This is a genomic window from Rheinheimera fenheensis (assembly GCF_039871805.1).
GTDB classification, from domain to species: domain Bacteria; phylum Pseudomonadota; class Gammaproteobacteria; order Enterobacterales; family Alteromonadaceae; genus Alishewanella; species Alishewanella fenheensis.
The window spans coordinates 515715-542691 of record NZ_JBDPJM010000002.1; the positions used below are offsets into that span (position 1 = coordinate 515715).

Here is a 26977-nt window from a genome sequence, read left to right on the forward strand (position 1 = left end):
ACAGCGCCGGCGTTATGTTCAGCTAAACGGCTTAACGACCGCCCGGCTCGGCAAATTTGGTCATCCAGTCTTTTACCTGGTTATACCAATAAATCGAGTTGTTCGGCTTTAAGATCCAGTGGTTTTCATCCGGAAAGTAGATCATCCGCGACTCGACACCACGGGTTTGCAAGGTGCGAAACAGCTCAAAACCCTGGCCTACCGGTACACGGTAATCCAGCTGGCCATGGATCACCAGGGTGGGCGTGTTGAACTTGTCGGCATGGTAATGCGGCGAAATGCTCTTATAAATATCCGGGTTATCCCAAAAGCCGCCAAAGCGGGTGGAATGAACGGCAAAATCCGCCGCCATTTGCGAGTACATGTTATATACCGCAGCATGAATAAGCAGCGCTTTATACGGGTGCTCGGTGCCTAACAGCACTGAGGTTAAATAGCCGCCATAGCTGGCACCGCCTGCCAGCATGCGCTCGGTATCAATCCAGCTTTGCTGTTCAAACCATTTGGTCGCCGCCTGAATATCCGCCAGCGGCTTGGTGCGCCAGTCCGGGTTTATCGCATCGGCAAAATCCTGGCCGAAGCCGCTGGAGCCGTGGAAGTTTGGCCAGGCAGTCACATAACCCCAGGAGGCAAAGGTTTGCGCATTCCAGCGATAGCTAAAGCTGTCGCCAATGGCATTATGCGGGCCGCCATGAATTAACATAAACAGCGGGTACTTTTTGCTCTTGTCAAAGCCCGGCGGGTAATGCACCCACATTTGAATATCGGCACCGTCAGCGCCTTTGTAGGTAACTGACTCATAGCTGCCGAGCTTGGCTTGGGCTAATACCTCGTCGTTGAAAGTATCCAGGCGGCGGGTTTTACCGTTTTTGCTGTCGACCAACACTAGACGTGCCGGGTACATAAAGCTGTCGTTGGTGGCCACCAACTGGTTTTTCGCTGCCAACGCCGGCTGACCAAAGCTGGTGGTTTGGGTAATAGCACGCGGCTTGCCGTTTTTCGCATCAATGTAATACAACCGGCGCACGGCCGCATCGTCGATGCTGGCATAGAAGCCTTTACCATCCTCCGCCCAAACAAAGCCAGTTACCGAACGATCCCAGTTGGTGGTTAGCTCGCGCTGTTTTTTCGCAGCCAGGTCATACAGCTGCAACCGGGCAGTATCGGCATAAAAACCGGGGATACGCTGGCTGCTAAAGGCCAGGGTTTTGCCATCCGGGCTGAAGCTGGGGTTAAAATCTGCCGCCGGGTTGGCATTGGTAAGGTTGTCGGCTTTATCACTACCGATGCGGGCGATAAAAATATCAATATTCGGGTCGACCCGGTTGCTGCTGCCATTGGCGCTAAAGGCAACATACTGCTCTTTGGCATCAATGTCGTAGTCATCACTGCCCTGAGTTTCGCGCGGTAGCTCCAGCCCCAGCGGCTGAGTAACCGGCTGTACGTCGCCACCTGTTGCCGCTATGCGAAACAGATGCGCCTGGCGGTTTTCGTCTATCCAGTGGTCAAAGTATGAATATGGCAGTGCATTCCATTGTTTGGCTGACATTTTATTGTCTTTCTCGGCCTTAATATGCGCGGCCATCTCATCCCAGCTTTTTTCCGGCCAAACGCGGCTGATAAAGTACAGATGCTTGCCTACCCACTTAATGCCATACACGCCAGTGGGTACTTCTGTTAAGCGCTGCGCTTCGCCCGGTTTGTTCATCGACAACAGGTAAATCTGGCCGGCATCGTCTTTATCGCGCTGGCTGATAAAGGCAAGGGTATTACCATCAGGTGAAAACACCGGCTCACTGGCACGCAGGCCTTCCGCCGTTAACGGCGTTTGCTGTTTGCCATCGGCGCTGAACAGCCACAGCCGGGTATGGCCTTTATCGGCTTTAACATCAAATTTGGTTACCGGCGCCACAATAAAGCGGCCATCATTTGAGGTAACCGGCTGGCCAATACGCTCAAGCTGCCATAGCCGCTCAACGCTCAGGCTGCTGTCGTCCTGCGCCAGTGCTATTAAGGGCAGCCAGCACAGCACCAGCAAAAGGTGCAGTTTTTTCATCGGGATAACTCCGTTGTTATTGTTTAGGTAGCGGCAAAATACTAGCACAGGTGACAAACAACGCAGCATAACGCGAGGTAAGTGGCGGGGAATTTGCTGTAAACAAAAAACAGCTGTGATGGTTGGGGTTATGGCACACCCGATAGGATTACTCGGGCTATCCTGCCCTCGCCCTGCGGGCCAGCGGAGCTGTTCAAAAACGTTCCTGACGTTTTTGTCGAACGTAGGTTCTAATCCACGGATGCACAAAACAAAAAACCGCCGAAATGGCGGTTGTTTGTTTTGGCGCACCCGATAGGATTCGAACCTATGACCTCTGCCTCCGGAGGGCAGCGCTCTATCCAGCTGAGCTACGGGTGCGCAATCTGCTAATGTGCAGAAGCTGCGCATTATAGACAGCCTTGTGGTGTGTGTCTATTGCCTGACTGCGCGTTTTTTCAACACTCAGTTGCATGGTGCATATTTACAAGCTAAATGCCTTAGCGCTATTGTGGTTGTCGGCCTTCTTTGTTGGACTTTGCCTGAACGGATGCGTAACAAAACCTTATTAACTTTTTGGCAATGGCTATTGCTGCTGGCATTGCTGCTGGGTGCGGTGTGGGCCACCGAAACCCTGGTCACGCATGAACAGCAGCATCAGCGCAGTCAGCAATTACGCCATGAAATTGCCAGCGCCGGCCAGCTTAGGGCGCTGCTGGAATCTGAGCTGAATATCCCGCTGTATCTGACCATTGGGTTGGCCGCGCATATCCAGGCCAATAATGGTGATATCTCCCCCACTGAAATGCAGTTATTGCTACCCGAGCTGGCGCACCAGGCACGGCATATCCGCAATATTGGTATTGCTCCCGGCAACACCCTGCGCTACGTGTACCCGCTAAGCGGTAATGAAAAAGCCATTGGCATCTACTACCCCGATTTGACCGAACAGTGGCCTGATATTGCGGCCATTATTGAAAGACGCGAGGCGCGTCTGGTCGGCCCCATTACGCTGATCCAAGGGGGCAGTGCCTTTATTTACCGGCTGCCGGTATACCTTAATGCCAATGACTACTGGGGCATTGTCAGCACTGTGGTCGATATTGGCTCGGTGTGGGCTTTACTGGAGCGACAAACCACCGAGCAGGAAGTGCAGGTGGCTATTCGCAGCCTGAACACTGCTGGCACGCCCAGCCCGGCGTTTTATGGTAATGACAGCTTGTTTTATGACGACAGCCTGCTGCTGGGTATCAGCTTGCGCGGCGCGCTATGGCAAATGGCGCTGCGCTCAGTGGCAAATGTGCCTGATCGTAGCGGGCAAATACGCCTGCTAAGTTACAGTATCAGCGCGCTGTTACTGGGTTTGCTGCTGTGGCTGTTTATGTCGCGCCAGCATTTGCGTCACAGTGTGTTAGCCCAGCAGCGCAGTAAACGTTACCTGCAAAGTATTATGGATAACGTTAACGATGCCATTATTACCACCACACCTGATGGTGTGATTGAGCAGGTGAATTTATCCTGCCTGCCAATGTTTAATTACACGGCAGGGGCCTTAATTGGCCAGCACTGGTCAATATTGCTGGCCGAGCCTGACAAATTAGATGAGCTGTATAGCGCCACCTCAAACGCCAAAAGCGAATGTGAAACCGAAGGCCGCCGGCGCGACAACAGCTTTTTCCCGATAGCGGTTAACCGCAGCCATATCCAACTGCAAAACCAGAGCAGGCAATTACTGGTGCTGCGCGATTTAACCGAGCGGCAGCAAACCGAACAGTTAAAACAGCAGTTTATCTCTACTGTTAGCCATGAACTGCGCACACCGCTAACGTCGGTGTCGGCAGCACTGGGGCTGGCGGTATCGGGTGCGCTGGGCGAATTAACCGAATCGCAGCAGCGCATGCTAAAGCTGGCGCATACTAACTGCCAGCAGCTAAGCAGCTTAATTAACGACTTACTGGATGTGGAAAAAATTGCCAGCGGCACCATCACGCTGGAGCTGACCGCAGTGACACTGCCCCCGCTGCTGACAGACTGCATTAACGACATGCAATTATTACAGCCCGGCATTTTACTGCAGCTGGACTGCCCGCCAGACTTAACTCAGGTAGTGGTGAATGCCGACGCCACCCATCTACAACAAGTGGTGCGCCATGTGCTGAGTAACGCAGTCAAGTTCTCACCCAAGGGTGGCACAGTGCAAGTTGCGGTAAGTTTGGTAGCCGACAATGTGCGGGTCACCGTCACCGATCAAGGCAAAGGGGTGGCAGAAGAGTTTGTTCCCAGGCTATTTAGCCGCTTTAGCCAGGCCGACAGTTCAGATCAACGCTTACACAGCGGTACAGGCCTGGGGTTAGCCATTAGCCGTAGTTTAATCCAGCAGATGCATGGCACTATGGGCTACTATCCGGCGGCTTTGCATGGCAGCTGTTTTTACTTCGAACTGCCCTATCAGCAAGCACTGCAGCCGAAACGGTTGCCCTAAGCCGGTTTTTGTCTTAATTTGTTGGCAACTGGCTGCAAAGCGGGTGTATTAGTGCCAGCTTTTGGCATACTCGGATGTGCAGCTGCGCCCAGGCGCATTAATTACAACAAAGGTCCTACATCTTCCAGGGAGATATCCATGCGTAAAACGCTTATTGCCAGCGCTATTGGCACCGTACTGGCACTCAGTGCCTGCTCTGATAACACTGCTCCACAACAAACTGACACCGCACAAAGCCAGCAACAAGCGGCACCGGCTGCCGATGTTACTTCAACCAACCCGTTAATGGTTAAAAGCATGCTGCAATACGAAGCACCGAACTTTGCCGAAATAAAAGACGAACACTTCCTGCCAGCCTTTGAAGAAGGCATGAAGCAGCACATGACCGAAGTGCTGGCTATTGCTAACAACCCGGAACCTGCTACGTTTGAAAACACCCTGGTGGCGCTGGAAAAAAGTGGCGAGCTGTTAACCCGTACCTCGCGCGTGTTTTACAACCTGGCCGGTTCAGATTCAAACGAAGCGCGGCGTAAAATTCAGTCAGAGTTGGCACCAAAAATGGCGGCACATTCTGACAACATTAACTTAAACCCACAGCTGTTTGCCCGTATTAAAAGCCTGTACAACCAGCGCAACGAGCTGCAACTGGACAGCGAGTCAACGCGCTTAATTGAAGTGTACTACGAGCGTTTCGTCCGCTCTGGTGCAGAGCTGACCGAAGAGCAAAAAACCGCTATCCGTGCCTTAAACGAAGAGCACTCTAAACTGACCACTCAGTTCTCACAGAACCTGTTGGCAGAAACCAAAAAAATTGCTGTTATTGTTGATAGCAAAGAGCAGCTGGATGGCCTGTCTGACGCGCAAATTACTGCGGCAGCCAATGCCGCTAAAGACGCCGGCCATGAAGGCAAGTACTTGTTAAGCATTACCAACACCACGCGCCAGCCAGTATTAGCCCAGCTGCACAACCGTGATGTGCGTAAGCAAGTGTGGGAAGCGTCAGCCAACCGTGCACAAAGCGGCGATACCGACAACCGGCCGCTGGTCGCCCGTTTAGCTCAGCTGCGTGCCGAGCGTGCCAAGCTGTTAGGCTATGACAACTGGGCCAGCTATGGTCTGGAAGCGCAAATGGCGAAAACACCCCAAGCGGTGTTTGATATGTTAGGCAGCATGGTACCGGCGGTAGTCGCCAATACTAAGCTGGAAGCCCAAGCCATTCAGGAAATGATCAAACAAAAAGGCGGCGATTTTGAGCTGCAGCCGTGGGACTGGGAATACTACGCCGAGTTTGTGCGTCAGGCGAAATACGATCTGGATGAAAACGAAGTAAAACAATACTTCGAATTTGACCGCGTATTAAAAGACGGCCTGTTCTACACCATGAACCGCCTGTACGGGGTTACCTTTAAAGCACGGCCAGACTTGCCAACCTACCACCCTGACGTAGACGCGTACGAGCTGTTTGACGCCGACGGCACCAGCCTGGCCATTTTCTACGCCGACTACTTCGCCCGTGAAGGCAAACGCGGTGGTGCCTGGATGAGCTCTTTTGTCGGTCAGTCACACTTACTGGGCCAAAAGCCGGTAGTGGTGAACGTGATGAACATTCCCAAAGCGCCAGAGGGTGAGCCAACACTGGTAAGCTATGACCATGTCACCACCATGTTCCACGAGTTAGGCCATGGCCTGCACGGCATGTTCTCAGACGTGAAATACCCGACACTGGCCGGTACCTCAGTATCACGTGACTTTGTTGAGTTCCCGTCTACCTTCGAAGAAGACTGGGCAGCCAACCCGGAAGTGATTGCTAACTATGCCAAGCACTACAAAACCGGCGAGCCAATCCCGGCTGAGCTGCTGGCGAAAGTAATGAAGTCACGCAGCTTTAACCAGGGCTTTGACACACTGGAATATATCTCAGCAGCATTGCTGGATATGGAATGGCACTCTCTGTCAGCTGACGAGCCACTGCAGGATGTCAACGCTTTTGAAGCCGCGGCACTGAAAAAACACGGTGTCGATTTAGCGGCAGTACCACCACGGTATAAGTCGACTTTCTTCTCACACTCTATGGGCGGCGGCTACTCAGCCGGTTACTACGCCTATATGTGGAGTGAAATTCTGGCGGCTGATGCGTTTGCCTACGTGCAAAGCCAGGGCGGCCTGAAGCTGGAAAACGGCCAGAACTACCGCAAAAACATTCTGTCTGTGGGTAACTCTCGCCCGCCAATGGAGTCTTATAAAGCCTTCCGTGGCCAGGAGCCGACCACAGATGCGCTGTTAATCCGCCGCGGTTTAAAAACCAAAGTAGATTAATTTAATAGGCAGCTACAAAAAAGCCCGGCTGATAACGCCGGGCTTTCTATTTACGCCAACCGCACTTAACTGCCGGCCACCTGCATCTGGCTTACCAGCACCGAGCCGGTTAATACGCCGCCACGCCGGTCAATATCATTCCCAACCGCCGCAATTTGCATAAAGATGTCTTTTAAATTACCGGCTATGGTTACCTCAGACACCGGGAATTGGATTTCGCCGTGCTCGACCCAAAAACCGGCCGCGCCGCGCGAGTAATCGCCGGTGACGGTATTGACACCCTGGCCCATAAGTTCGGTTACCAGCAAGCCCTTACCCATAGTGCGGCACAGCTGGCGTAAGTCTTCATCGCCATGACTTACCAGCCAGTTGTGAATGCCGCCGGCATGGCCGGTGCTGGCCATCCCCAGCTTACGGGCCGAGTAACTGGTGGTGAGGTAGGTGGTCAGCACACCCTGCTCGATCACCGTTAAGTCACGGGTTTTTACCCCTTCGCCATCAAAGGGGCTGGACGCCAACGCATTGCGTAAATGCGGCTGCTCAATAATGGTAAGCCCCGGCGCCATCACCTGCTGACCGACTTTATCCAGCAAAAAGCTGGATTTACGGTAAATGCTGCCGCCACTGATGGCCGACACCAGGTGGCCAAACAGGCTGCTGGCGATGTCAGCGCGAAAGATCACCGGCACTTTTTGCGTCGCAATTTGCCGGCCGTTGAGCCGGGCGACGGTTTCCTGTGCGGCTTCGCGACCAATTTGTGTCGGGTCAAGCAAGTCGCTGTAGCGGCGCGCCACGCTAAAGCTGTAGTCGCGCTGCATATCTTCGCCCTCTTCGCCTATCACCACACAGCTAAAGCTGTGACGGGAGCTGGGGTAACCTACTAACTGACCGTGGCTGTTACCGTAGACTTTAAGGCCGGTGTGTGACGAGAACGACGCGCCCTCAGAATTGGTAATACGGCTATCGGTTGCAAAAGCGGCCTCTTCAGCGCGGGCACACAGGCGTATTGCCTCCTCGGTACCAATGCTGTCTGGGTGATATAAATCCAGATCCGGCGGTGACATCTCCAGCCAGCTGGCTTCGGCAATGCCGGTATGTGGATCTTCAGAGGTATAACGGGCAATGTCGGCCGCCGCTTCTACTGTGCGTTTCAATGCCTGCGGGCTTAAATCAGCCGTTGAAGCAGAGCCTTTGCGCTGGCCAAAGTACAAACTGATGCCCAGGCCACCATCCTGATTAAACTCGACCGTTTCTACCTCACCGTGACGGGTTTCCACGCTTAAGCCTTTGGTGCGGCTCATCGAGGCTTCAGCGCTGCTGGCGCCTAATTGTTTGGCATGCGCCAGCACCTCGGCGACGGCCTGCTTTACTTCGTCAATTTCCTGCCAGATTGTCGGTTGTGTTTGCTGCATAATCTCGGTTCAGCCAAATTATTTGCCACAAGCTTACCATAGTCTGACAAAGCTGGCTGCTGCTGCGCAGCGCGATCATGTATACTTAGCGGCATTACTACTAAGAGTGACCTTAACATGACCGATTTTATTCACGGTGACACCTGGGACGAAGAAGAAGGTAAGAGTAAGTCGCAGGTAAAACGGGAAATGCACGAGCTGCAAAAGCTGGGTGAAGAGCTGGTGGCGTTAAGTGCTGCCGCCCGCGCCAAGGTGCCGCTGGACGATGAGCTAAAAGACGCGCTGCAACTGGCCGATAAGCTGGGCAATAAACGCGAAGCACTGCGCCGCCATATTCAGTTTATTGGCCGCTTAATGCGTAGCCGCGATTTAGAGCCGATAGAGCAGGCGCTGGCAATACTGCGCAACACTAACCAGGCGGCGACAAGGCAGTTTCATAAAGTGGAGCATTGGCGCGACAAACTGTTAAGCGATAATGATGCCTTAACCGAGTTTATTGCCGTCTACCCGGACGTAGACGTGCAGCAACTGCGCCAGCTTATTCGTAATGCAAAAAGAGAGCAGGAAAAGCAGCAGCCACCTAAGTACTTCCGCGAGTTATTTCAGCTGATTAAACCGCTAATTATCGAAGATTAAAAAAGGCCGCAACTGCGGCCTTTTTTATGTATTTAAGCCATTAACACACTTTGGTTAACCAGCCATGCGTATCGGCAGCCTTGCCCCACTGAATATCATTCAGTGCCTGACGCAGTGCGTTGGTGGTGGCGCCGCCCTGCCCTGTGCCCACCTGGTACTCTTTACCACCATGAATTAGGGTGCCTACCGGCGTTAATACTGCTGCCGTGCCCGATAACGCGGCTTCGGCGCCTGGTTTTACCGCCCGCTCTAACAGCTCATCTACCGTGAGCTCACGCTCGGACACCTTCATGCCGCGGTCGCGTGCCAGCGTCAGAATAGAGTCACGGGTAACACCGTGTAAAAAGCTGCTGTCCAGCGCCTTGGTGATAATTTCATTGCCGTCGATCAGCAAAAAGTTCGCCGCACCGGTTTCCTGCACATCGCCGTTAGGGCAAAACAGTACCTGATCAGCCTGCACCGCAGCGCGGGCTTTCATAATTGGCTGCAGCGCACTGGCGTAGTTGCCACCACTTTTTACCATACCCATATGGGCAGCGCAGCGGGCGTTATCTTCCAGCAATAACCGCAGCGGCTTAGCGCCACCGGCAAAATAATCACCTACCGGTGATAGCAGCACATATAGCATTGACTCTGCGCTTGGTGCCGCGGCTTTACCAATCGACGCTTCAGTACCAATATGCGTTGGCCTAATATACATAGAGCCCGGCGGGTTAGGTACATCAGCGGCATAATGCTTAACAATATCAATGATCATCTGGCTTAGCATAGCGCCGTTAATTTTTGGTAGTGACAACAGCTCACTGCTTTGCGCTAAGCGGGCGACGTTCTTGTCCATTCGGAAAATATAAATGCCGCCGTCACTGTGGCGAAACGCCTTTAACCCTTCAAAACAGGTGCTGGAATAATGCAGCACATGGGCACCGGGATGCAGACTGATACTGTCGACCGGCACCCTCTCTGGCGTGCTCCATTGTGACTGGGTATAACGGGAAATCACCATTTCTGGGACAAATACGGTTCCAAACGCTGCCATTTTTGCTCTCTTCCTGCTGTTTTGTTATTGCCCACCGCTGCGGCGGTGGTTGGTTATTAATGTGCGGTGCCGCCGACAGTCATGGCGTCCAGTTTCAGTGTCGGCTGGCCCACGCCCACCGGCACGCTCTGGCCCTGCTTGCCACAAACGCCAACACCGGCATCCAGTGCCAAATCGTTGCCTACCATAGACACCTGCTGCATGGCTTCCGGCCCCATACCAATAAGGGTGGCACCTTTGATGGGCGCGGTAATTTTGCCGTTTTCAATTAAATAGGCTTCTGAGGCGGAAAAAACAAATTTACCTGAGGTAATATCCACCTGGCCACCGCCGAAATTCGGCGCATAAATACCTTTTTTCACACTGGCGATAATCTCAGCAGGGTCGCTTTCACCGGCCAGCATATAGGTATTGGTCATGCGCGGCATCGGTAAATGGGCGAAAGACTCGCGCCGGCCGTTACCTGTGGGGGCGACGCCCATCAGCATAGCGTTGTGTTTATCCTGAATATAGCCTTTTAAGATACCGTTTTCGATCAGCACATTATGCTGGCTAGGTACGCCTTCATCGTCGACATTTAACGAGCCGCGCCGGTGCGCCAAAGTACCGTCATCAACAATAGTACACAGCTTAGACGCCACTTGCTGGCCAATACGGCCACTAAAGGTCGAAGAGCCTTTACGGTTAAAGTCACCCTCTAAGCCGTGGCCGACCGCTTCGTGCAGCAATACACCAGGCCAGCCACTGCCCAGCACCACCGGCATAGTGCCAGCTGGCGCGTCGATGGCGGTTAAATTCACCTGCGCCTGGCGCACAGCCTCGCGCGCATAGTGCTGCCAGCGCGGCGTATCGTCTACCAGCTCGGTAAAGTAGCTGTAACTGGTACGCCCGCCACCGCCAGCGCTACCGCGCTCGCGCCGGTCGCCCTGTTGCAGCAACACCGAGCAGTTAAGCCTTACCAACGGCCGGATATCCGTGGCATAAGTGCCGTCACTGGCAGCAACCAGAATTTCCTCATAAACGCCGGATAAGCTCACCATCACCTGCTCAGCGCGGTTATCCAGCGTACGGATATAAGCCTCTATCTGATGCAGCAGCGCCACTTTTTCGGTGTTGTTTAAGCTTTGCAGCGGCTCGCATGGCAGGTAAATATTGCTGTTGCCGCTTTTACTGAAGGCTTTTACCCGGCCCTGCTGGCCATGTGCGGCAATGCCGCGGGCGGCGGTGGCGGCTTGTTTAAGCGCCGCACTACTAATGGTATCGGCGTAGGCAAAGCCGGTTTTTTCGCCACTGATGGCGCGTACACCCACACCGCGTTCAATATTAAAAGAGCCATCTTTCACCAGGCCATCTTCCAGCACCCAGGATTCGTGCACACTGGACTGAAAGTACAAATCGGCAAAATCCAGCTGATGGTCGAATAAATACCCCAGCGTGGCCTGCAAATCGTTATCGGTCAGGTCGGATGCGGTGATCAGGTTCTGCTCTGCTGCAGTCATGGTTTGAGCTCACTGTAAAAACGATTATGGTGCGCCAGCGGCATCTTCTGCTTGAGCCTGGCACATTCGGTTAAATCTATTGTCGCCGACACCCAACCCTCGGCGCTGCCGGCATCTGCCAATACGCGGCCCCAGGGGTCGACGATCAGGCTATGGCCGTAGGTCTCGCGGCCGTTGGCGTGTACACCAGTCTGGTTTGGCGCCAGCACAAAGCACTGATTTTCTATGGCGCGTGCTTTTAACAGGGTGTGCCAGTGCGCTTCGCCAGTCACCCGGGTAAACGCCGACGGTACGGTTAACACCTGCATACCGCGGCTTGCCAGCGCCTGCATCAGGCCGGGAAAGCGCACATCATAGCATATCGATAGGCCAAGCTTCAGCTCAGGCAGCTGTACCAGGCTGATTTTTTCACCGGCATAAGTGCTGGCCGACTCGCGATAACTGCCGGTGCTGTCGCTGACTTCAACATCAAATAAATGCAATTTCTGATAATCAGCCAGCAAGCTGCCATTCGGGCCAAATAACACACTGCTGGCACTGAAACGCTGCGGATCCGAGCTGGTGGTAGGCAAAGAGCCGGCCAGTAAATACACGCCAAATTGCTGCGCCAATGCGGCGCAGCGCTGCTGAATAAGCCCCTGACCCAGTGGTGCCTGATATTGCCGCTGTAAGCCATCCCCGCCGCCAAACACGGCAAAGCACTCGGGCAGCGCAACCAGATGTGGCAAGCCATCACTACATTGCTGTGTTATTTGCTGTAAGTAATGCGCCACCGCTGCCAGGTTTTGCTCTGGCTCGGGGGCACTGCAAAGCTGAATTGCACTGAGGCGCCAGTTAGCCATGCGGTGGTTTGGTCTCGTTCGCGCCCTGGCGGGCCGCCGGCAGCTCGATAATAGCCTCGGGCTGCGCCACCCGAACCGGCACCGGTACTTCGGTGCTGTGACGGTTCACTTCGGTCACCACCGGTTTGTCAAAACTTCCGGTAACGGTAAAGTTGATTTTTGAGATCACCTCAGCGCTTTGGAACACTTCATCCAACGCCAGTGCAGCCAGGCCAGTAGCCGGATTCACCATCCAGGCAATAATTACCGGCAAGCTGGAGGTCACCTTTGGCGAAAATGCCATTTGGTAATCCAGCTGTTTACTGACCAGATCGGCATAACCCTGAATTTGCAAATTGCCCGGCACGCCATCAATATTGGCATTGCTGGTTTGCGCCACACCCTGACTTATCGCCAGCGAACCGCTCATGCCGTTGTAGAAGAAACCTTTGGCAAACACATCGCGAAAATCCAGCCGCAGCTTACGCAGCAGCGAATCAAGACTGAAAATGGAAAACAACCGCGAACCCTGATCACTAACTTCCGTTAGCGCCCCCTCGCCCAAGGTATAATCAACCTGTCCGGATAAGTCAGCCAACTGGTATTGGTTTGGTGCACCGGGCCAGCTCAGCGCAAACTGAATGTCTGCACTGCTGCCCGATACCGCCGAGGTTAGCTGAAATTCGTCCAGCATGGCGCCCAGGTTATTCGTTTGTAGCTGGCCGCTGAACTGGCTGACACCGGCCGCGCCATCGTCCTGCCAATAGCCACTGGCGCTGAGCTGATGCCGTTTATAGCGGGCACTAAACTCGGTCAGTTGCCAGCGTTCGTCACTGCTTTGGCTGCGTGCCGTTACCTGGCCAAAACGGTAAGCACCCAGGCTGCAATCGGCGCAGTTTACTGTGATGGGTGGTAGCTCTAATAACCAGCGTTGAGCGGTTAAGGCCAGTTTTTCGGTCACGGCCGCAGCCTGCTCGCTAGCCTCAACAGATTCGGCCAGTGGCAGGCGCAAATAGTCTAAATTGGCAGTAATACCTTGTTGCTGCCAGTCTTTACTAAATTGCCAGCGGCTGGCCAGCTCAGTGGCGTTGAGTTGCAGCTGCCAGTCTTGCTCGCCCTGGCTGGCATCAAACACGGCATTATTTAACGTGATGCCCGGTGCCAGTTGCAGCTCGGCAATTTTGCCATGCACCGACGCCAGCGGCGGAAATATGCCGTCACCGCTGCCTTCCGCGGCCTGCAGCTGCGCTTGGATCAGATCAAACCAGGCGAGAAAATCCAGCTCGGGTAAATTCAGGCTGATACTGAAATCTTCCTTGCTCTGGCTGGCTGGCGCTTTGCCCAGACTTAGCTGTGCCTGGCGTAACTGCTGCGCCTGGTGCAACAACATCGCATTAAATTGCAGTGTTTCGCCCAAAGCCAGATGGATTGCTGATTGAGTTTCATCACCGGTCAGGGTCAGCTGCAACGCTTGCTGACTGGCCGCATCTTTGTAATAGGGCGCCGGTAATAGCAGTGCCGTCGCATTCAGGTCAGAGAGCAGCTGTGCCTGATACTGCATGCCATCCGCGGCCAGCGTCATCGCCAGCTCAGCCTGCCAGTCGGTCGTGCCAGCAATTAAGGTAGCCGCCGGCGCATACAGCGCTTCCAACAACCTCTGGCTGTTATGACTGCCCGCCAGAGCCAGCGCTAACTGGTAACCTTCGGCCGCGTTATCACCGTTAACATCTACAGTTATGGGTAAACCGCGCCACTGCAGTGTTAGGTTACTGGCATCAATTTTTTCGTTGTTAAACTGCAACTTACCGCTAACCTGGGTAAATTCAGCGGCCGGCGCCTGCAGTGTCAGACTGGCATTGGTAAATAACGCCTCGCCACTGGCCACCACTTCTTTTTGCCGTAAGCCAATCAGTAAATCGACGTCCGCCGCCACAGTGCCATTAACGCCCAGATGCGCTAAGGTTTTGCCCAAATTATCTGCCAGCGGTGTTTGCAGCATTAAATCCGTAACGCTATTGGCTTCTACTGGTTGTGCGATGTGAATATGCAGATACCGGGCATCAAATAAGTCGGCAATGTCGGCCTGCACACTGTTGTTCAGGCTGATACTGTCCAGTAAGCCGCTGTGCGCGTTTATTTGCATAGCGGCATTTTCAAACCATAAACTGGCGTCAAGCTCCGTCAGCATAGGCCAGTCTGGGGCAAAGGCGAACTGCCCCTCGCTAAGCTTAGCATCTACCTGAAAAACACCCTGTTGCTCACGGTAAGGGAACTGGGCCGGCGCACCATGCCACAGCAAGGTGGCGCTATCAAGCTGACCGGCAACAATGGCCTCGGTCAGGTATTCGCGGGTAGCCTCGGGCATATAACGCTGCGGGTAATAGCGATAAGCATGAGCGGCATTCACATCGGTAACTTGGGCTAAGATTTCTAAGCGTTGATCCAGCTGTAACCTGGCATTAAGGGTCAGATCATCGTTTATCAGCTGCAATTCGGGTATCTGCAGCTGCATGCTGCCATCCTCTTGCCGGCGCAGATAAGCGGTGGCTGACAACTGCTGATAAGGCATGGGCGCGGCGAACAGGCCATCCCATTGTAATTCACCCTGCTCACCACTGAGGCTGATTTTTGACACAGTGTCACTTAGCAAAAACTCGCCGCTTACACCACTGACACCCGGAATATCTCCCAGCGCTTTGCTGCTGACAGCCGCTACAGTGCCAGCCAGTTGCCACTTCGACTTGCCAATACGCCACTGCAGTTGCTGCAGCTGCCCGGTGGGCTGATAGGCTAATACTTGTTGTAGCGGCGCGATATCCTCCGCCAGCAATTCGGCCAGCGGTTGCAGCGCCTGAATATCGAAGTTGCTCAGCGCGCCAAGCCAGTCTCCTTGCCGGTACGCCAGTTGCAGTTGTAAATCTTGCCATTGCTCAGTATTGGCTGTTAACGTCAGCGCGCCGGACGACAACGTCCAGCCATCAGCTTCCGGCTGCCAGAGTAACTGGCCTTGTCCCAGGCTTAACTGCTTGTGTTCATTTTGTTGCTGCCAGCTAAGACTATTGTCGGCCAATTCAACCTGCATACGCCGCAATAAACCCTGATCAATGCGACCCCAGGCCTGAAAGTTCACACTGGCCTGCTGCAACTTCTGACTGGGCGGCAGCACACTGGCAAACCAGGGCAGAATATCCAGCTTGTCGCTTTGCAAATACAACTGACCAAAGGCGTCGGCCAGGGTGTCACCGTACAGGTCCAGCACCACTGACACCGTATTGGCTGTTACGCCTGCTAGCGACAGCTCGCCACTGCCCTGATGGCGGTTACCCTTGTTGCGCCAGTCCAGCTGGTTAATATTAATTACCACATCGTCTTGCTGTGGTTGCTGTATGATCAGCTGGCTGTCTGACAGCGAAAAATACGCCAGTTGGCGAAACAGCAACTGCTCCAGCGCCGCTAACACCGGTGCGGTATCCAGAACAGTGTCGGTTGAACCAGCCAGAATACGGCTGCTGTCCAAATAATAGCGTAAGCCGTGCAGCTCAAAATGCTGCGCCGTTAATTGACGGTTTAACAGGCTGCGCCAAAAATCCAGCCGTACCCGGGTTTCGGCAATATCCAGCTGTAACTGCTGCTCTGCTGAAGAGAGTTCGACCTCGCGCAATAACAAAGCCGGGCCAAATTTTTGCCAGCCGGCGCTCAGCTCACCGATACGGACCGTGGCACCGTAGCGCTCACTAATTAAGCGTTCTAATTCATGTTTGTAGTTGTCAGCATAAGGCAGGCTATAACGCAACACAGAGATCAGCACGGCCAAAAGCACCAGCAACAGCGCCAATGCCAGCCAGACCTTGTGTAAGCAGTAAAAACACCACCGCGTTGCTTTGTGCACTACATCATCACCACGTCAAATTGCTCCTGAGTGTACAAGGGTTCGGTATGAATACTGATTTGTTTACCAATAAACACCTGTAGTTCCGCCAGGCTATGAAACTCATCATTAGTCAGTGCATCTTTGACTGCTGGCGAGACATACACGACGAACTTGTCAGCCGCGTAGGCCCGGTTTACCCGGACAATTTCGCGCAGCACTTCAAAACACACGGTTTCTACCGTTTTTAAACTGCCGCGCCCCTCACATACTGGACACTCAGAACAGAGGATATGTTCCAGACTTTCGCGTGTTCTTTTGCGCGTCATCTCGACCAGCCCCAACGCAGAGAAACCATGGATGTTGGTTTTAGCCCTGTCACGCGCCAATGCCAGCTCTAAACTGTGGAATACGCGTTTTTTGTGCTCAGCATTTTGCATATCGATAAAGTCGATAATAATAATACCGCCCAAGTTGCGCAGCCTTAGCTGGCGGGCAATCGCTTGGGTGGCTTCAGTGTTGGTATTGAAAATGGTTTCTTCCAGATTACGATGGCCAACAAAGGCGCCGGTGTTAACATCAATGGTGGTCATGGCTTCGGTCTGATCGATGATCAGGTAACCACCACTTTTTAGCGGCACTTTGCGCTCCAGCGCGCGCTGAATTTCGTTTTCCACGTCAAACATGTCGAAAATGGGCCGCTCACCTGGGTAATATTCCAGCAGTGGCGATAAATGCGGAATAAACTCTTCGCAAAAGGCGGTAAGCTGCTGATAGGTCAGCTTGGAATCGATCCTCACCCTTTCGAGCTCAGTGCCGACAAAGTCGCGCAGTATGCGATAGGCTAATGTCAGGTCTTCATACACCACGCCTTCTTTGCGGGTCTTTTGCTTACGCTTTAATACTTTGGCCCAGAGTTTTTTCAGGAATTTAGCGTCTTGCGCCAACTCCTCTTCTTTGGCGCCCTCGGCCGCCGTGCGCACAATAAAGCCGCCACTGTCATCCAGATACTGGCTGACAATGTCTTTTAAGCGCTGACGCTCACTGTCACTTTCCAGCCGCTGCGACACACCAACATGTGGCGAGCCTGGCATAAACACCAGATAACGCGATGGCAGCGTAATGTCGGTCGTTAAGCGCGCGCCCTTGGTACCCAGCGGATCTTTAACCACCTGCACCAACAGATACTGGCCTTCACGTACCAGCACACGGATGTCTTTGCTCACCGCGGGCTTGCCGTCCAGTTCAGTCAGGCTGTCATGCTGTACTATGTCTGAGGCGTGTAAAAACGCTGCCTTATCCAGACCGATATCCACAAACGCCGCCTGCATGCCAGGCAGCACACGGCTTACTTTGCCGACATAAATATTGCCTACCAGCCCCAACTTGGCCTGCCGCTCGATGTGCAGCTCCTGCAGCACGCCGTTTTCTATCAGGGCTACCCGGGTTTCACTGGGGGTAACGTTGAGCAGTAATTCTGCGCTCATGCTTGCTCCTGCCAGTTTTGCAGTAAACGTTCTGTTTCACATAAGGGTAGCCCAACCACGCTACTGTAGCTGCCGTTTATGCGCAGCACAAAACGGCCACCCAGGCCCTGGATACCATAGCCGCCGGCTTTATCCTGCGGCTCACCGCTGTGCCAGTAGCGACTGATATCTTCAGCACTTAACTGTCGAAAGCATACTTCGGTACTCACCAGCGCACTGAGGCAGCGCCTATCATCCAACAAGGCCACCGCCGTCATCACTTGATGACAACGGCCAGACAGCAGTTGCATGGTGCGGTTGAACTCAGCGAAATCAGCAGGCTTACCCAATATCTGCCCTTCAACAACCACTATGGTGTCGGCGCCCATTACCGGCATCGGCTGGCTTAGCCGGCTTAAACCAGCACGGGCTTTTTGCTCCGCCAAACGCTGCACATAGTGCGCCGGCGCCTCATCTGGCTGTACACTTTCGTCAATATCGGCTTTCACAAGGCTAAAGGACACCCCCAGTTGCGCCAGCAGTTCACGCCGGCGCGGAGAAGATGAAGCAAGGGCAATAACGGGATAGCTCATTACAAGGGTTTCATTAAAAAGTGTTCATGACAAAGCATTCATTGGATTTTTAACTGTCGCCGGTAGCGGCGCAATAACCAGAATAACCAGGGCCATACCAGCATACCGGTAAGCACCGGCCACAAATATTGCGGCCGGAAATACACACCGGTAAGAAAATGGCTGAGCCAAAATAACAACAGTTGATATAGCGCCAGCAACATGCCCAGCAACAGCGACTGCTGAACCACTGAAAAATTTCGCATCTTTAAATGGTGCTGGGCGACAGCAAAGATCACCACGGCAAACGCCAACGCGTTAACGCCAAGCACCGTGCCGACCAGCACATCGACAATAAAGCCGGTAAAAAAGGCCGTCATGACACTGACCCGCTGCGGTAGCGCCATGGCCCAGTACATCAGCACCAGCAGCGCCCAGTCAGGCCGGGCCAGTTTGACCATTTGTGGCATTGGCATAACCGTCAGCAGCAAGGCAACAAAAATAGACAAATAAATAAAACCCAGGCGCTGCGGTTTACGCATCTGGTACCTCCGGCTGGGTTGGGGGTGTTTGCTCTGGCACAGCGGGCGGCGATGAAATTAATAACACATGACGCACCCGATCCAGCCGGGCATAAGGTTCAGCGTACACCACCATAAAAGGCTGGCTGGCATCCTGGCTAATACGTACCACTTTGGCCACCGGGTAACCTTCCGGAAAACGGCCATCCAAGCCCGAACTTAATAAGCGGTCGCCTTCGCGAATGTCGGTGCTGTGTGGCAGGTGCATCACGCGCAGTAAGTCCCACTGCCCCAGGCCTTCGACGATGGCCCGCACGCCGGTACGCTCTGCCCGCACCGCCAGCGCGTGGGTGTTATCAGAAATTAATAGCGCCCGGCTGCTGGTAGGGCCCACGCTGACCACCTGGCCAACGACCCCCAAATCATCAATCACTGGCTGGTGTTCGCTAACACCATCTGTGCTGCCTTTATTTAGCACCACCTGATGGCTAAACGGATGGCTGTATACTGCCAACACTTCTGCCACCTGGCGCTGTACCGGCAAGGCCGCGGAAGAACCCAGCAAGGCGCGCAGCTTTTCGTTTTCCTGTTGTAAAAACCCCAGTAACTGCAGCTTGCCGCTTTGTTGCAGCAGGGTTTCTTTTAGGCGGGCGTTTTCTTCCAACACGGCTTGCTGTGACATAAATTGCTCAGAGGCGCCGGAAAACAGCGCCTCGGGTAAGCTGGCCACATAAAATAACGGACTAACCGCAGCTGTAAGGTAGCTGCGTAATTGGGTAGAACTGTCGGTGTAGCGGTCGAGAAACATTAAGCCAGCACTTAACACTACGGCTAATAACAACCGCAGTGGCAAAGATGGGCCCCGGCTATAAATTTCGTTCATACAGTTACTGGCATCGGCGCCATGTTCAGTTAGTCATAACTGAACACATCACCACCATGCATATCGATCATCTCCAGTGCTTTACCACCACCGCGGGCAACACAGGTTAACGGGTCATCGGCGACGACCACCGGAATACCGGTTTCTTCCATCAGCAGCCGGTCTAGGTCACGCAGTAAGGCACCACCACCGGTTAAAACCATACCGCGCTCAGAAATATCTGACGCCAGCTCTGGCGGCGATTGCTCCAGTGCCACCATCACGGCGCTAACAATACCGGCCAGCGGCTCTTGCAGTGCTTCTAAAATTTCATTGCTGGTCATGGTAAAGCTGCGTGGCACACCTTCAGCCAGGTTACGACCGCGTACCTCAATTTCCAGTACGTCGTCGCTGGGGTAAGCCGAGCCAATCTCGGTTTTAATCCGCTCTGCTGTCGCTTCACCAATTAAGATGCCGTAGTTACGGCGGATATAGTTCACGATGGCATCGTCAAACTTGTCACCACCGATCCGCACAGAAGACGAGTACACCACACCGTTTAGCGAGATAATAGCCACTTCGGTAGTACCGCCACCAATATCGACTACCATAGAGCCGGTGGCTTCCGACACCGGTAAGCCGGCACCAATGGCGGCGGCCATTGGCTCGTCAATTAAATAGACTTCACGGGCGCCAGCGCCCTGGGCAGACTCACGAATGGCGCGGCGTTCAACCTGAGTAGAGCCGCACGGCACGCACACCAGCACACGCGGGCTGGGGCGTAAAAAGCTGTTGCTGTGCGCCTGACGGATAAAATGCTGCAGCATTTTTTCTGTCACATAGAAGTCGGCAATCACGCCGTCTTTCATTGGCCGGATAGCTTTAATGTTACCCGGTGTGCGGCCCAGCATACGCTTAGCGGCATGGCCTACCGCAGCCACGCTTTTCGGCCCACCGGCCCGCTCCTGTCGTATGGCAACTACGGACGGTTCGTTCAGCACTATGCCCTGATCTTTGACATAAATCAGAGTATTGGCTGTACCTAAATCAATGGATAAGTCGTTAGAAAAGAGGCCGCGCAATTTATTAAACATGAAAGAACCGGATCCTTATAAACCTGGGCGAGACAACACGCCCAGCACTGCTTACATCAGCATAACAGTGGTGGTAAACATAGCTGGGGTTATTCTATGTAACTCCCAGGCAGGTGAATAGCTTTATCTTACATTTTTATGCAATTAAACCAAGCCCCGGCCAAATTTATCTGCACCGGTTAAACCGCGCGTAGCATACAGCAGCAAGCTGAATGCTCACTGAAACAGTTCACGCCAGGAAATTTGTCGCGGGTTACCGCGAAAACGGCCAAACATCAGCTCGGCCTGCGGGTTCTCATTAAAGCCAGTAGCGGTACCAGACCAGTTATATTGCAGCCAGGGCGATGCCTGATACTCAATGCGCCAGCTACCCGGCACCAGGCTGGGCTGTGCCCAAAGCGCGCCGGCGGGTAATACGCCCTGTTGCAAGGGTGCTGCGCCACCGGCAAAGCTTAGCGCCGGATTGCTCAGGCTAGCTAACTGCGCCGCAGCGAGTACACTGCAACTGTCCTGCTGATTAACAAGAAAACGGCTACCATCCCAGTATTCGCTGCGCAGCACTAACGGCAGCGGCTCTTCTTCCGGCCCGGCACCGTTTTGCAACAACAGGCGACCATAGCGGATATCGGTCAGACCGAGCAACCGGGCACTGCAATTACCTGCCGCAACACAGTCGCCGCTGCTGGCAACGTTAACATCGGCATTGGCAATAGCCACAGCATCATTATCGATAACCTGCGCAGCTAACGCTAACTGGCTAAATGGGCCATCAGGCGCGGGTGTGCTGGCACGGTTTAGCTGCAGGCTGTTAGTTTGATATAACAAGCTGCCGTTAAGCCAGGATGGGCTGACCGTGCCGCTTAAGCGCGCGGTTAATGGCTGGCCGTTGTTATTATGTTCGGCTTGTAACAATACCGTGCCGCTGGCGAAGGCGCCGGTATAATTCTGCGTCGGCTGGCCTTGCAGGTTGCGCGCGGTAAGGTTAAACGCTACGCCAAAAGGTTGGCCCTGATAACTAAAACTGGCGCAGGCCGGCGTAACGGCCGCATTACTTAGCTGAAAATCGGCCGGGTAAAAACGCCCAGTAGCACCGCTATTAGCGCCCGGCACTGGATCAGTCATGCCTAGATAGGTAAAGCTGTTTGTACTAAAGCGAAACACGCCGACTTCTGACACACTCTGCGTCAGGCTGGTTTGCGCTTGTAACTGCCGGTTATGGTTATAACTGGTAGTGATGACACTGCCACTGGCACCAGTAACGGGCGCCAGCAGCTGATGGCTTAAACCTATATTGTTTTGGCTAAAATTGGGCGTCGGTGGGTTAGCGCATAAATCACTGCTGCCAGCTTGCCAGGCACGGGCGCTGATATTCAGCGTAAAAGTATCACCCGCACGGCGAAATGGCCCGCAGCTGGCATCCGCCGCAGCACACTCACCGCTGGTCTGAATACACAATCCGGCTGGCCGGCGAATAAACTGATCAGCACCATTCATCACCAAACCGGCATCATTGTTTGCTGCCGAGCCGGTATAGCGGGCATTCAGTTGTACCAAACCGGCATCGGCGTAATTCACGCTGATATTAGCTTGGCCCTGCGCATTAAAACTCAGTAGCTGGCTTTGCCGGTCGGCTTCGCTTAACCCGGCCTCAACGCTATTTACTGTTACCGGCCAGGATACCGGCCGGCCGTTGTTATCCGGCGTAATATAACTGCTCCAGAAGGCGACGTTGCGACTGACATTAGCAAAAGCGGGCACGCACTGTTGGCTGGCATTGTCTTTACGCACTGCACTGAGCAGGATATTGCTATCAGGCCGGTTGGCGATCCCATCAGGCACAGTAAACACCAAACCACTGTCGGCAAAGCTAACGCTGCAGGCCGCCGCGGATAACGCACCACCACCTGAGCGACACAGGGTTTGGCTCAGCGGCCGCGTCGAGGGTATCGAGCCCGATACTCCCACAGTAGTACTTCCCACCATAGTACGGGCCAGGCTGGCCGTAGTGCTGCCGCCGGCAAAACTGATGACATTGCCGCCCAGCCAGTTCACGTTAGCACTATTGACCGGGCTTAAGGTCGCAGTAACCTGTTGTGTAACCAGCTCTGAACATGAGGGGTTTTTACAGGCGCGTATGGTAAAGGTTTCCGGCTTGCAAGTAAGCGCCTGGCCGCTGTAATCAAATTCAAAATGGTCAATTTGCTCACCCACCGGCAACGATCGTAAAGCGCAGATACTTAAGTTGTCCAATTCGTGGTTGTTATTAGAACCGCCGGTTGAACCGGTAAACGACAGGAAAAAGTTTTCCGGCACCGGCGCCTGGCCGTTAAATGCCAGCGCATTAAAGGGTGCGACAAGATTGCTAAAGCCACTGCCGGTATTGCGCTGCACCGACACCAGCGCCTGCCCTGCTACACGTGAATCTACTGTAATGCGATAGCGATGGCCTGGCGCTGCCGTTGTGGTACTGCGCACATCAATCCGTGGATTAAGGTTAGCTGCAGTACCGGTTAAATATTGGTAATTACCGGCGGCCGAGCCGCGTATTGATACAGACTGCGGCCGAAAACCGGGACCACCTAGCCGGCCCTCAGTGGGGTTAGAGAAGTTACCATATTCATCTAAGGCTATGCCAAGCCAACCGCCAGCAAAACCGGCATCCCCATTATTACGCTGGGCATAGCCCAGAGAGCCACCAAAACTGCCTGGCTGCGGCGTGACGGTAGCATCGGATAAAATGACCGCTACGCCGTCCGCGCCGGTTCCCCCCTGACTTGACCAGGCATAGTAATCAAATTCCACCACCACCAGATTATTTGCCGCCGGATACAGCCGCTGATAGGTCGCCGAGGTAGACTGGTTAGCTACAGCCTGCGTCAGGCGCAAACGGCCATCAATCACCGCAGGGGTGAAAGTGCCGCTGCTACGCGCGGTAACCCAGCTATCGGACAAGCTACCTGTACTAAAGTTATCGGTCAGACATTGTGAGCATTGGCTGATACGGCTGCTGCCGGTGAAGTTATTACCTGCCAGTTGATTCTGATAAATCTGCCCGACCTGGCCAGCGCTAAGAGCCTGGCTAAATAGCAGCACCTCGTCAATATCACCGCGAAAATCATCGCTCAGGCTGCCGTTGGCCCGCCACCAGGCGGCGACTGCCACTCTTACCACGTTCAGGCTGGTGTTACTGGCGGTGCGACAGCGCACCAAACGATCATTGATATATAAACACAGCTGATCGGCGCGACGGGTCAGCACCACTTGGGTCCAGCTATTATTCGCAACTACTGAACTTGTGCTGCCACCGGTAAAGTCATAGTAAGCCCCCTTAATACCGGCACGCACCTCGTTAGCAGCATTAATATAAAGCTCTAATTCAGTGTCAGTAGTGTTATTGCTGGCAGAAAACAATTCACGAAAGCCCGTGCTGTTATCCAGCCGGAACCATAACGCCAGGCTAAAGTTACCCAGCCCGTTTATTGCTGCAGCCGGCACACTGATATAGTCACCACCTGCAGCAGAAAAGTCCGCCGCCTCCAGCACGCGGCCATCACTCACGGCGCCCACGTTGATGGCAGTAGCCGGATAATTCCCCGTCAGATCAGCAATCACGCTATTGTTTTGCGCACTGCATAAGTCCAGCGGGTAATGCGCCCGGGCTGTTGGCAGCGGTGCGACGGCCTGATCACAAACCACACCGCCTTGCAGCAGGGCTACAGCATTCGCGGCATAATTCACGCTGGCACCAAAATTACTCAAGGCACCGCGTGCCGTAATAGCACCATTTACCACACTGTTGTTATACAGCTGTACGGCACCACCGGCCAAAATAAAGCCATTTATTTCAACATTGTTATTAATCACCACATTGCCGCTGACCACAATTATCAGGTTTTGCGGCGGCCCGCCGGCATTTAACTGCACATTGTTTTCAAGGGTCAGATTACCATTGACAAAAAACCGGGTCGTAGCACCGGTGCTGGTACGCACAGCACCATTTAAAATCGTCACCGAGCTGTTGTAATAATAATCAACCGGTTGCATCGGCTCTGGCAGATTGGGGTTGGTATTGGCGGGAAATGGTATCACCGCTGGATCTGCGCTATTAGCGCGTTCAGCCTGAGTCCAGATGTCGCTGCAAGCAATAGCAGCCGCCTGATAACTTGTCAGCAGCAGTAACGCAAAGAGTAAAGCGCGTAACAGCATCAGCGTACCTCTATTTGCACAGTACGGCGTGTTTCAAAGTCAGCGGCGACACAGCGTGCAGTACTGCTAAGCCGATACAAAGGCGCAGCGCCCGGCGTGGGATCAGTATAGCGGCTGCAGCTTACCGTCGCGCTGCAACCGGCAAGCCCATCGTCGCTAAAGTTGTGCTCCACTGTTAACGCCGCGCAGCTAGTGGTGGCGGCATTTAGCGGAAATAACTGTGGCAGGCTAAGCTCCAGCGCACTTTGTGCAGCAAACAGCGTACGGGTGCCCTGCACTTCATACACGACACTTTGGCTGCCGCTGGTTAACAGCCGCGCCAGGCTTAGCGCCAGCGCCAACACCACCACAATAATAAACACCGCAATAACCAGCGCACTGCCGCGCTGTCTGTTCAGTTTAGGGTACATTAGCCAGATGCACCTCATAGTTAAAAAACATATCCGGGTTGTTGGCGCTGCCAAATTGCAACAGGACATTCACCACTGCATTGCGATTAAGCACGGCATCGGATACGCGAAATACATTGGCGCTGCGCAGCCCTTCGGCCATTAACACACCATTGCGCTGCAAGCTAAATTGGCCTGGGCCTGTACCGACCAAACAATACCGCACGACATCACCACTGATATAAAAGCGCTGCTCCGGCGACTGCCGGCGAAACCTGAAACTGGCAAAATTCAGCCTGAAACGCGCCTGACTGGCATCTTCCGTGCTGATACTGTTTATCAGCACACTGCTGCCAGGGTTGGCTGAACCGTAGACATCATTGTTACTGGTTGGATACACCACTAAACGGGGACGGTTTGCGCCACTATAACTGGCCGGGCTCACAGCCAACAGATCAGGACTTATTACACTGATGCTGGTTTGCGCCTGTTCAAACGGCAGGCTAAGGTATACGCCGCTGTATAACACCGGCAAAAACTCCAGACAATTGCTGGTACCAGAAAACGCCACGCTATTTGGCAGGGCATTGCGAAGCTCTCGCACTAAACGCTCGGCAACGAAGCGGCTTTGGCCCAATACCTGCTCACGTTCAGCCGCTTCGGAGTACATGCGGGCACCTATGCCAAGGTAGCTGCTCACCCCCAGCGCTAATACCGACAACACCACTAGCGTGATCACCAGTTCAACCAGGGTGAAACCACGGCAGCGCATTACCAGTTACCCTTTAATGCAGCAAACTCAATCACATCACCCGTTGGTGTGGTGACACGCAATTGGATACGCTTACTTAGCGCATCCTGATAACTAACCGCAATTTGCACCCGGTAAGCGCGGTACACATCCTGTAGCCGTGCATCGGTGCCGAAAATATTGCTGATGTCATTACCGCTCACATCCAGGCCATGAAAATCGTCAACATCATCAAACTGGGGCCGGCTTTCCAGTGGTCCGCCGGGGCAGCTGGCACTGCCATCGGCGCAGTCGGGGCCAAAGGCTGCCGCGCTGCTGCAGGCTGGCGCACCCGTTTCATTGCAGCGCAGCACACTGCCGCTGCGGTTACTGTTTTCATCAAAGGCTTTGCCGAGTATTTCATTCATCAGGCTGTGGCCCAGCTCGGCTGCCCGTACCTGATGCCAGGGATCGGCCGATTTAATATACAAGGGCCCCAGCACAGAGGTAATCAGCGTCAGGCTTATAGCCAGCACTACTATGCCGGCTATCAGTTCTATTAGGGTTACGCCGCGCTGCCAACTTAACATGGGTGGATATAGCCTTCGCTTTCAATACAGACCCGCAACAAACTGGCACCTTGTACATTCAGCGTACAACTACCGGCGCTACAACTGGGCCGGCCCATGCTATCAAAGCCGATAGTACCCACAGGGGCCAGGCTTACAGCGTCATTAGCGGTTATACACAGTGCTCGGCCGGCATCGACATCGGCACAGCTGGCGCCATCTAGAAATACGCTATTAGCCGTGATATTGACCGCGGGCGTGCTGCAGTCGGTGCACTGCATGGCTTGAATTTGCGCCCGGCGCAGCAGGTTTAGTAGTTGATCTTGGTAAAGGTATTCAGAAGTACCGGCAGCGGTAAAAAAACGGGGTACCAGGCTTACCGCCAGTACCCCGATAATAATTAGCACTACAATCAGCTCGATTAATGTAAAGCCAGCTTGTTTGTGCCAAATTCGCATTTGAA

18 protein-coding genes, 1 tRNA gene and 1 pseudogene are annotated in these 26977 nt (G+C 53.8%); 3 read left to right on the forward strand and 17 right to left on the reverse strand.

The genetic code is table 11. The annotated features are described in order from the left end of the window. Window positions 1–31: 31 nt before the first annotated feature. The gene (locus tag ABGI61_RS05285; RefSeq protein ID WP_347597972.1) at window positions 32–2056 is read right to left on the reverse strand and encodes a S9 family peptidase; all 2025 of its coding nucleotides are present in this window, start codon (window positions 2054–2056) and stop codon (window positions 32–34) included. 283 nt (window positions 2057–2339) lie between these two features. Beyond that, a tRNA-Arg gene (locus ABGI61_RS05290) sits at window positions 2340–2416 on the reverse strand. A 169-nt stretch (window positions 2417–2585) separates the two neighbouring features. Here ABGI61_RS05290 and ABGI61_RS05295 point away from each other — a divergent pair. Beyond that, window positions 2586–4517 (forward strand): ATP-binding protein, encoded by a 1932-nt coding sequence (locus tag ABGI61_RS05295; RefSeq protein ID WP_347597975.1) that lies wholly within the window; start codon window positions 2586–2588, stop codon window positions 4515–4517. A gap of 138 nt (window positions 4518–4655) precedes the next feature. Then, window positions 4656–6833 carry a M3 family metallopeptidase gene (locus ABGI61_RS05300; protein WP_347597978.1) on the forward strand — a complete coding sequence of 726 codons (2178 nt, stop codon included), beginning with the start codon at window positions 4656–4658 and terminating at the stop codon, window positions 6831–6833. 65 nt (window positions 6834–6898) lie between these two features. Here the strand turns inward: ABGI61_RS05300 and pmbA are convergent, their stop codons facing one another. After that, window positions 6899–8245, reverse strand: coding sequence for a metalloprotease PmbA (pmbA, locus tag ABGI61_RS05305; protein ID WP_347597981.1), 1347 nt, complete (start codon window positions 8243–8245; stop codon window positions 6899–6901). Between the two features lie 117 nt (window positions 8246–8362). Here pmbA and yjgA point away from each other — a divergent pair, with 117 nt between their 5' ends. Further along, a complete protein-coding gene (gene yjgA, locus ABGI61_RS05310; RefSeq protein WP_347597984.1) occupies window positions 8363–8881 on the forward strand; it encodes a ribosome biogenesis factor YjgA in 519 nt (172 codons plus the stop codon). 40 nt (window positions 8882–8921) lie between these two features. Here the strand turns inward: yjgA and ABGI61_RS05315 are convergent. The 14 genes and pseudogenes from ABGI61_RS05315 to ABGI61_RS05380 form a co-directional block, all read right to left on the reverse strand. Continuing rightward, window positions 8922–9920: pseudogene (locus tag ABGI61_RS05315) on the reverse strand (branched-chain amino acid aminotransferase); the annotation flags it as partial. A 53-nt stretch (window positions 9921–9973) separates the two neighbouring features. Beyond that, window positions 9974–11416, reverse strand: a complete 1443-nt coding sequence (gene tldD, locus ABGI61_RS05320; RefSeq protein ID WP_347597987.1) for a metalloprotease TldD — start codon at window positions 11414–11416, stop codon at window positions 9974–9976. Continuing rightward, window positions 11413–12258, reverse strand: coding sequence for a carbon-nitrogen hydrolase family protein (locus ABGI61_RS05325; RefSeq protein ID WP_347597990.1), 846 nt, complete (start codon window positions 12256–12258; stop codon window positions 11413–11415). Before ABGI61_RS05325 ends, tldD begins: the two co-directional genes overlap by 4 nt. Further along, window positions 12251–16126, reverse strand: a complete 3876-nt coding sequence (locus ABGI61_RS05330) for a YhdP family protein (protein WP_347597993.1) — start codon at window positions 16124–16126, stop codon at window positions 12251–12253. Before ABGI61_RS05330 ends, ABGI61_RS05325 begins: the two co-directional genes overlap by 8 nt. After that, window positions 16126–17592 (reverse strand): ribonuclease G, encoded by a 1467-nt coding sequence (gene rng, locus ABGI61_RS05335; protein ID WP_347597996.1) that lies wholly within the window; start codon window positions 17590–17592, stop codon window positions 16126–16128. The genes ABGI61_RS05330 and rng overlap by 1 nt, the downstream gene beginning before the upstream one ends. Then, window positions 17589–18164, reverse strand: coding sequence for a Maf family protein (locus ABGI61_RS05340; protein ID WP_347597999.1), 576 nt, complete (start codon window positions 18162–18164; stop codon window positions 17589–17591). The genes rng and ABGI61_RS05340 overlap by 4 nt, the downstream gene beginning before the upstream one ends. A gap of 38 nt (window positions 18165–18202) precedes the next feature. After that, a complete protein-coding gene (gene mreD, locus ABGI61_RS05345) occupies window positions 18203–18685 on the reverse strand; it encodes a rod shape-determining protein MreD (RefSeq protein ID WP_347598002.1) in 483 nt (160 codons plus the stop codon). Continuing rightward, the gene (mreC, locus tag ABGI61_RS05350) at window positions 18678–19547 is read right to left on the reverse strand and encodes a rod shape-determining protein MreC (protein WP_347598005.1); all 870 of its coding nucleotides are present in this window, start codon (window positions 19545–19547) and stop codon (window positions 18678–18680) included. Before mreC ends, mreD begins: the two co-directional genes overlap by 8 nt. Before the next feature lie 29 nt (window positions 19548–19576). Next, complete coding sequence (locus ABGI61_RS05355) at window positions 19577–20620, reverse strand: rod shape-determining protein (RefSeq protein WP_008219881.1); 1044 nt, start codon at window positions 20618–20620, stop codon at window positions 19577–19579. A 216-nt stretch (window positions 20621–20836) separates the two neighbouring features. Continuing rightward, the gene (locus ABGI61_RS05360; RefSeq protein ID WP_347598009.1) at window positions 20837–24826 is read right to left on the reverse strand and encodes a DUF6701 domain-containing protein; all 3990 of its coding nucleotides are present in this window, start codon (window positions 24824–24826) and stop codon (window positions 20837–20839) included. Next, window positions 24826–25236, reverse strand: a complete 411-nt coding sequence (locus ABGI61_RS05365; RefSeq protein WP_347598012.1) for a type II secretory pathway component — start codon at window positions 25234–25236, stop codon at window positions 24826–24828. Before ABGI61_RS05365 ends, ABGI61_RS05360 begins: the two co-directional genes overlap by 1 nt. After that, window positions 25226–25987, reverse strand: a complete 762-nt coding sequence (locus ABGI61_RS05370) for a PilW family protein (RefSeq protein WP_347598015.1) — start codon at window positions 25985–25987, stop codon at window positions 25226–25228. Before ABGI61_RS05370 ends, ABGI61_RS05365 begins: the two co-directional genes overlap by 11 nt. Continuing rightward, entirely contained in the window at window positions 25987–26535 is a 549-nt protein-coding gene (locus ABGI61_RS05375; protein ID WP_347598018.1) for a type IV pilus modification PilV family protein, read from the reverse strand. The genes ABGI61_RS05370 and ABGI61_RS05375 overlap by 1 nt, the downstream gene beginning before the upstream one ends. Next, a complete protein-coding gene (locus ABGI61_RS05380; protein WP_347598021.1) occupies window positions 26529–26972 on the reverse strand; it encodes a prepilin-type N-terminal cleavage/methylation domain-containing protein in 444 nt (147 codons plus the stop codon). The genes ABGI61_RS05375 and ABGI61_RS05380 overlap by 7 nt, the downstream gene beginning before the upstream one ends. Window positions 26973–26977: the final 5 nt, after the last annotated feature.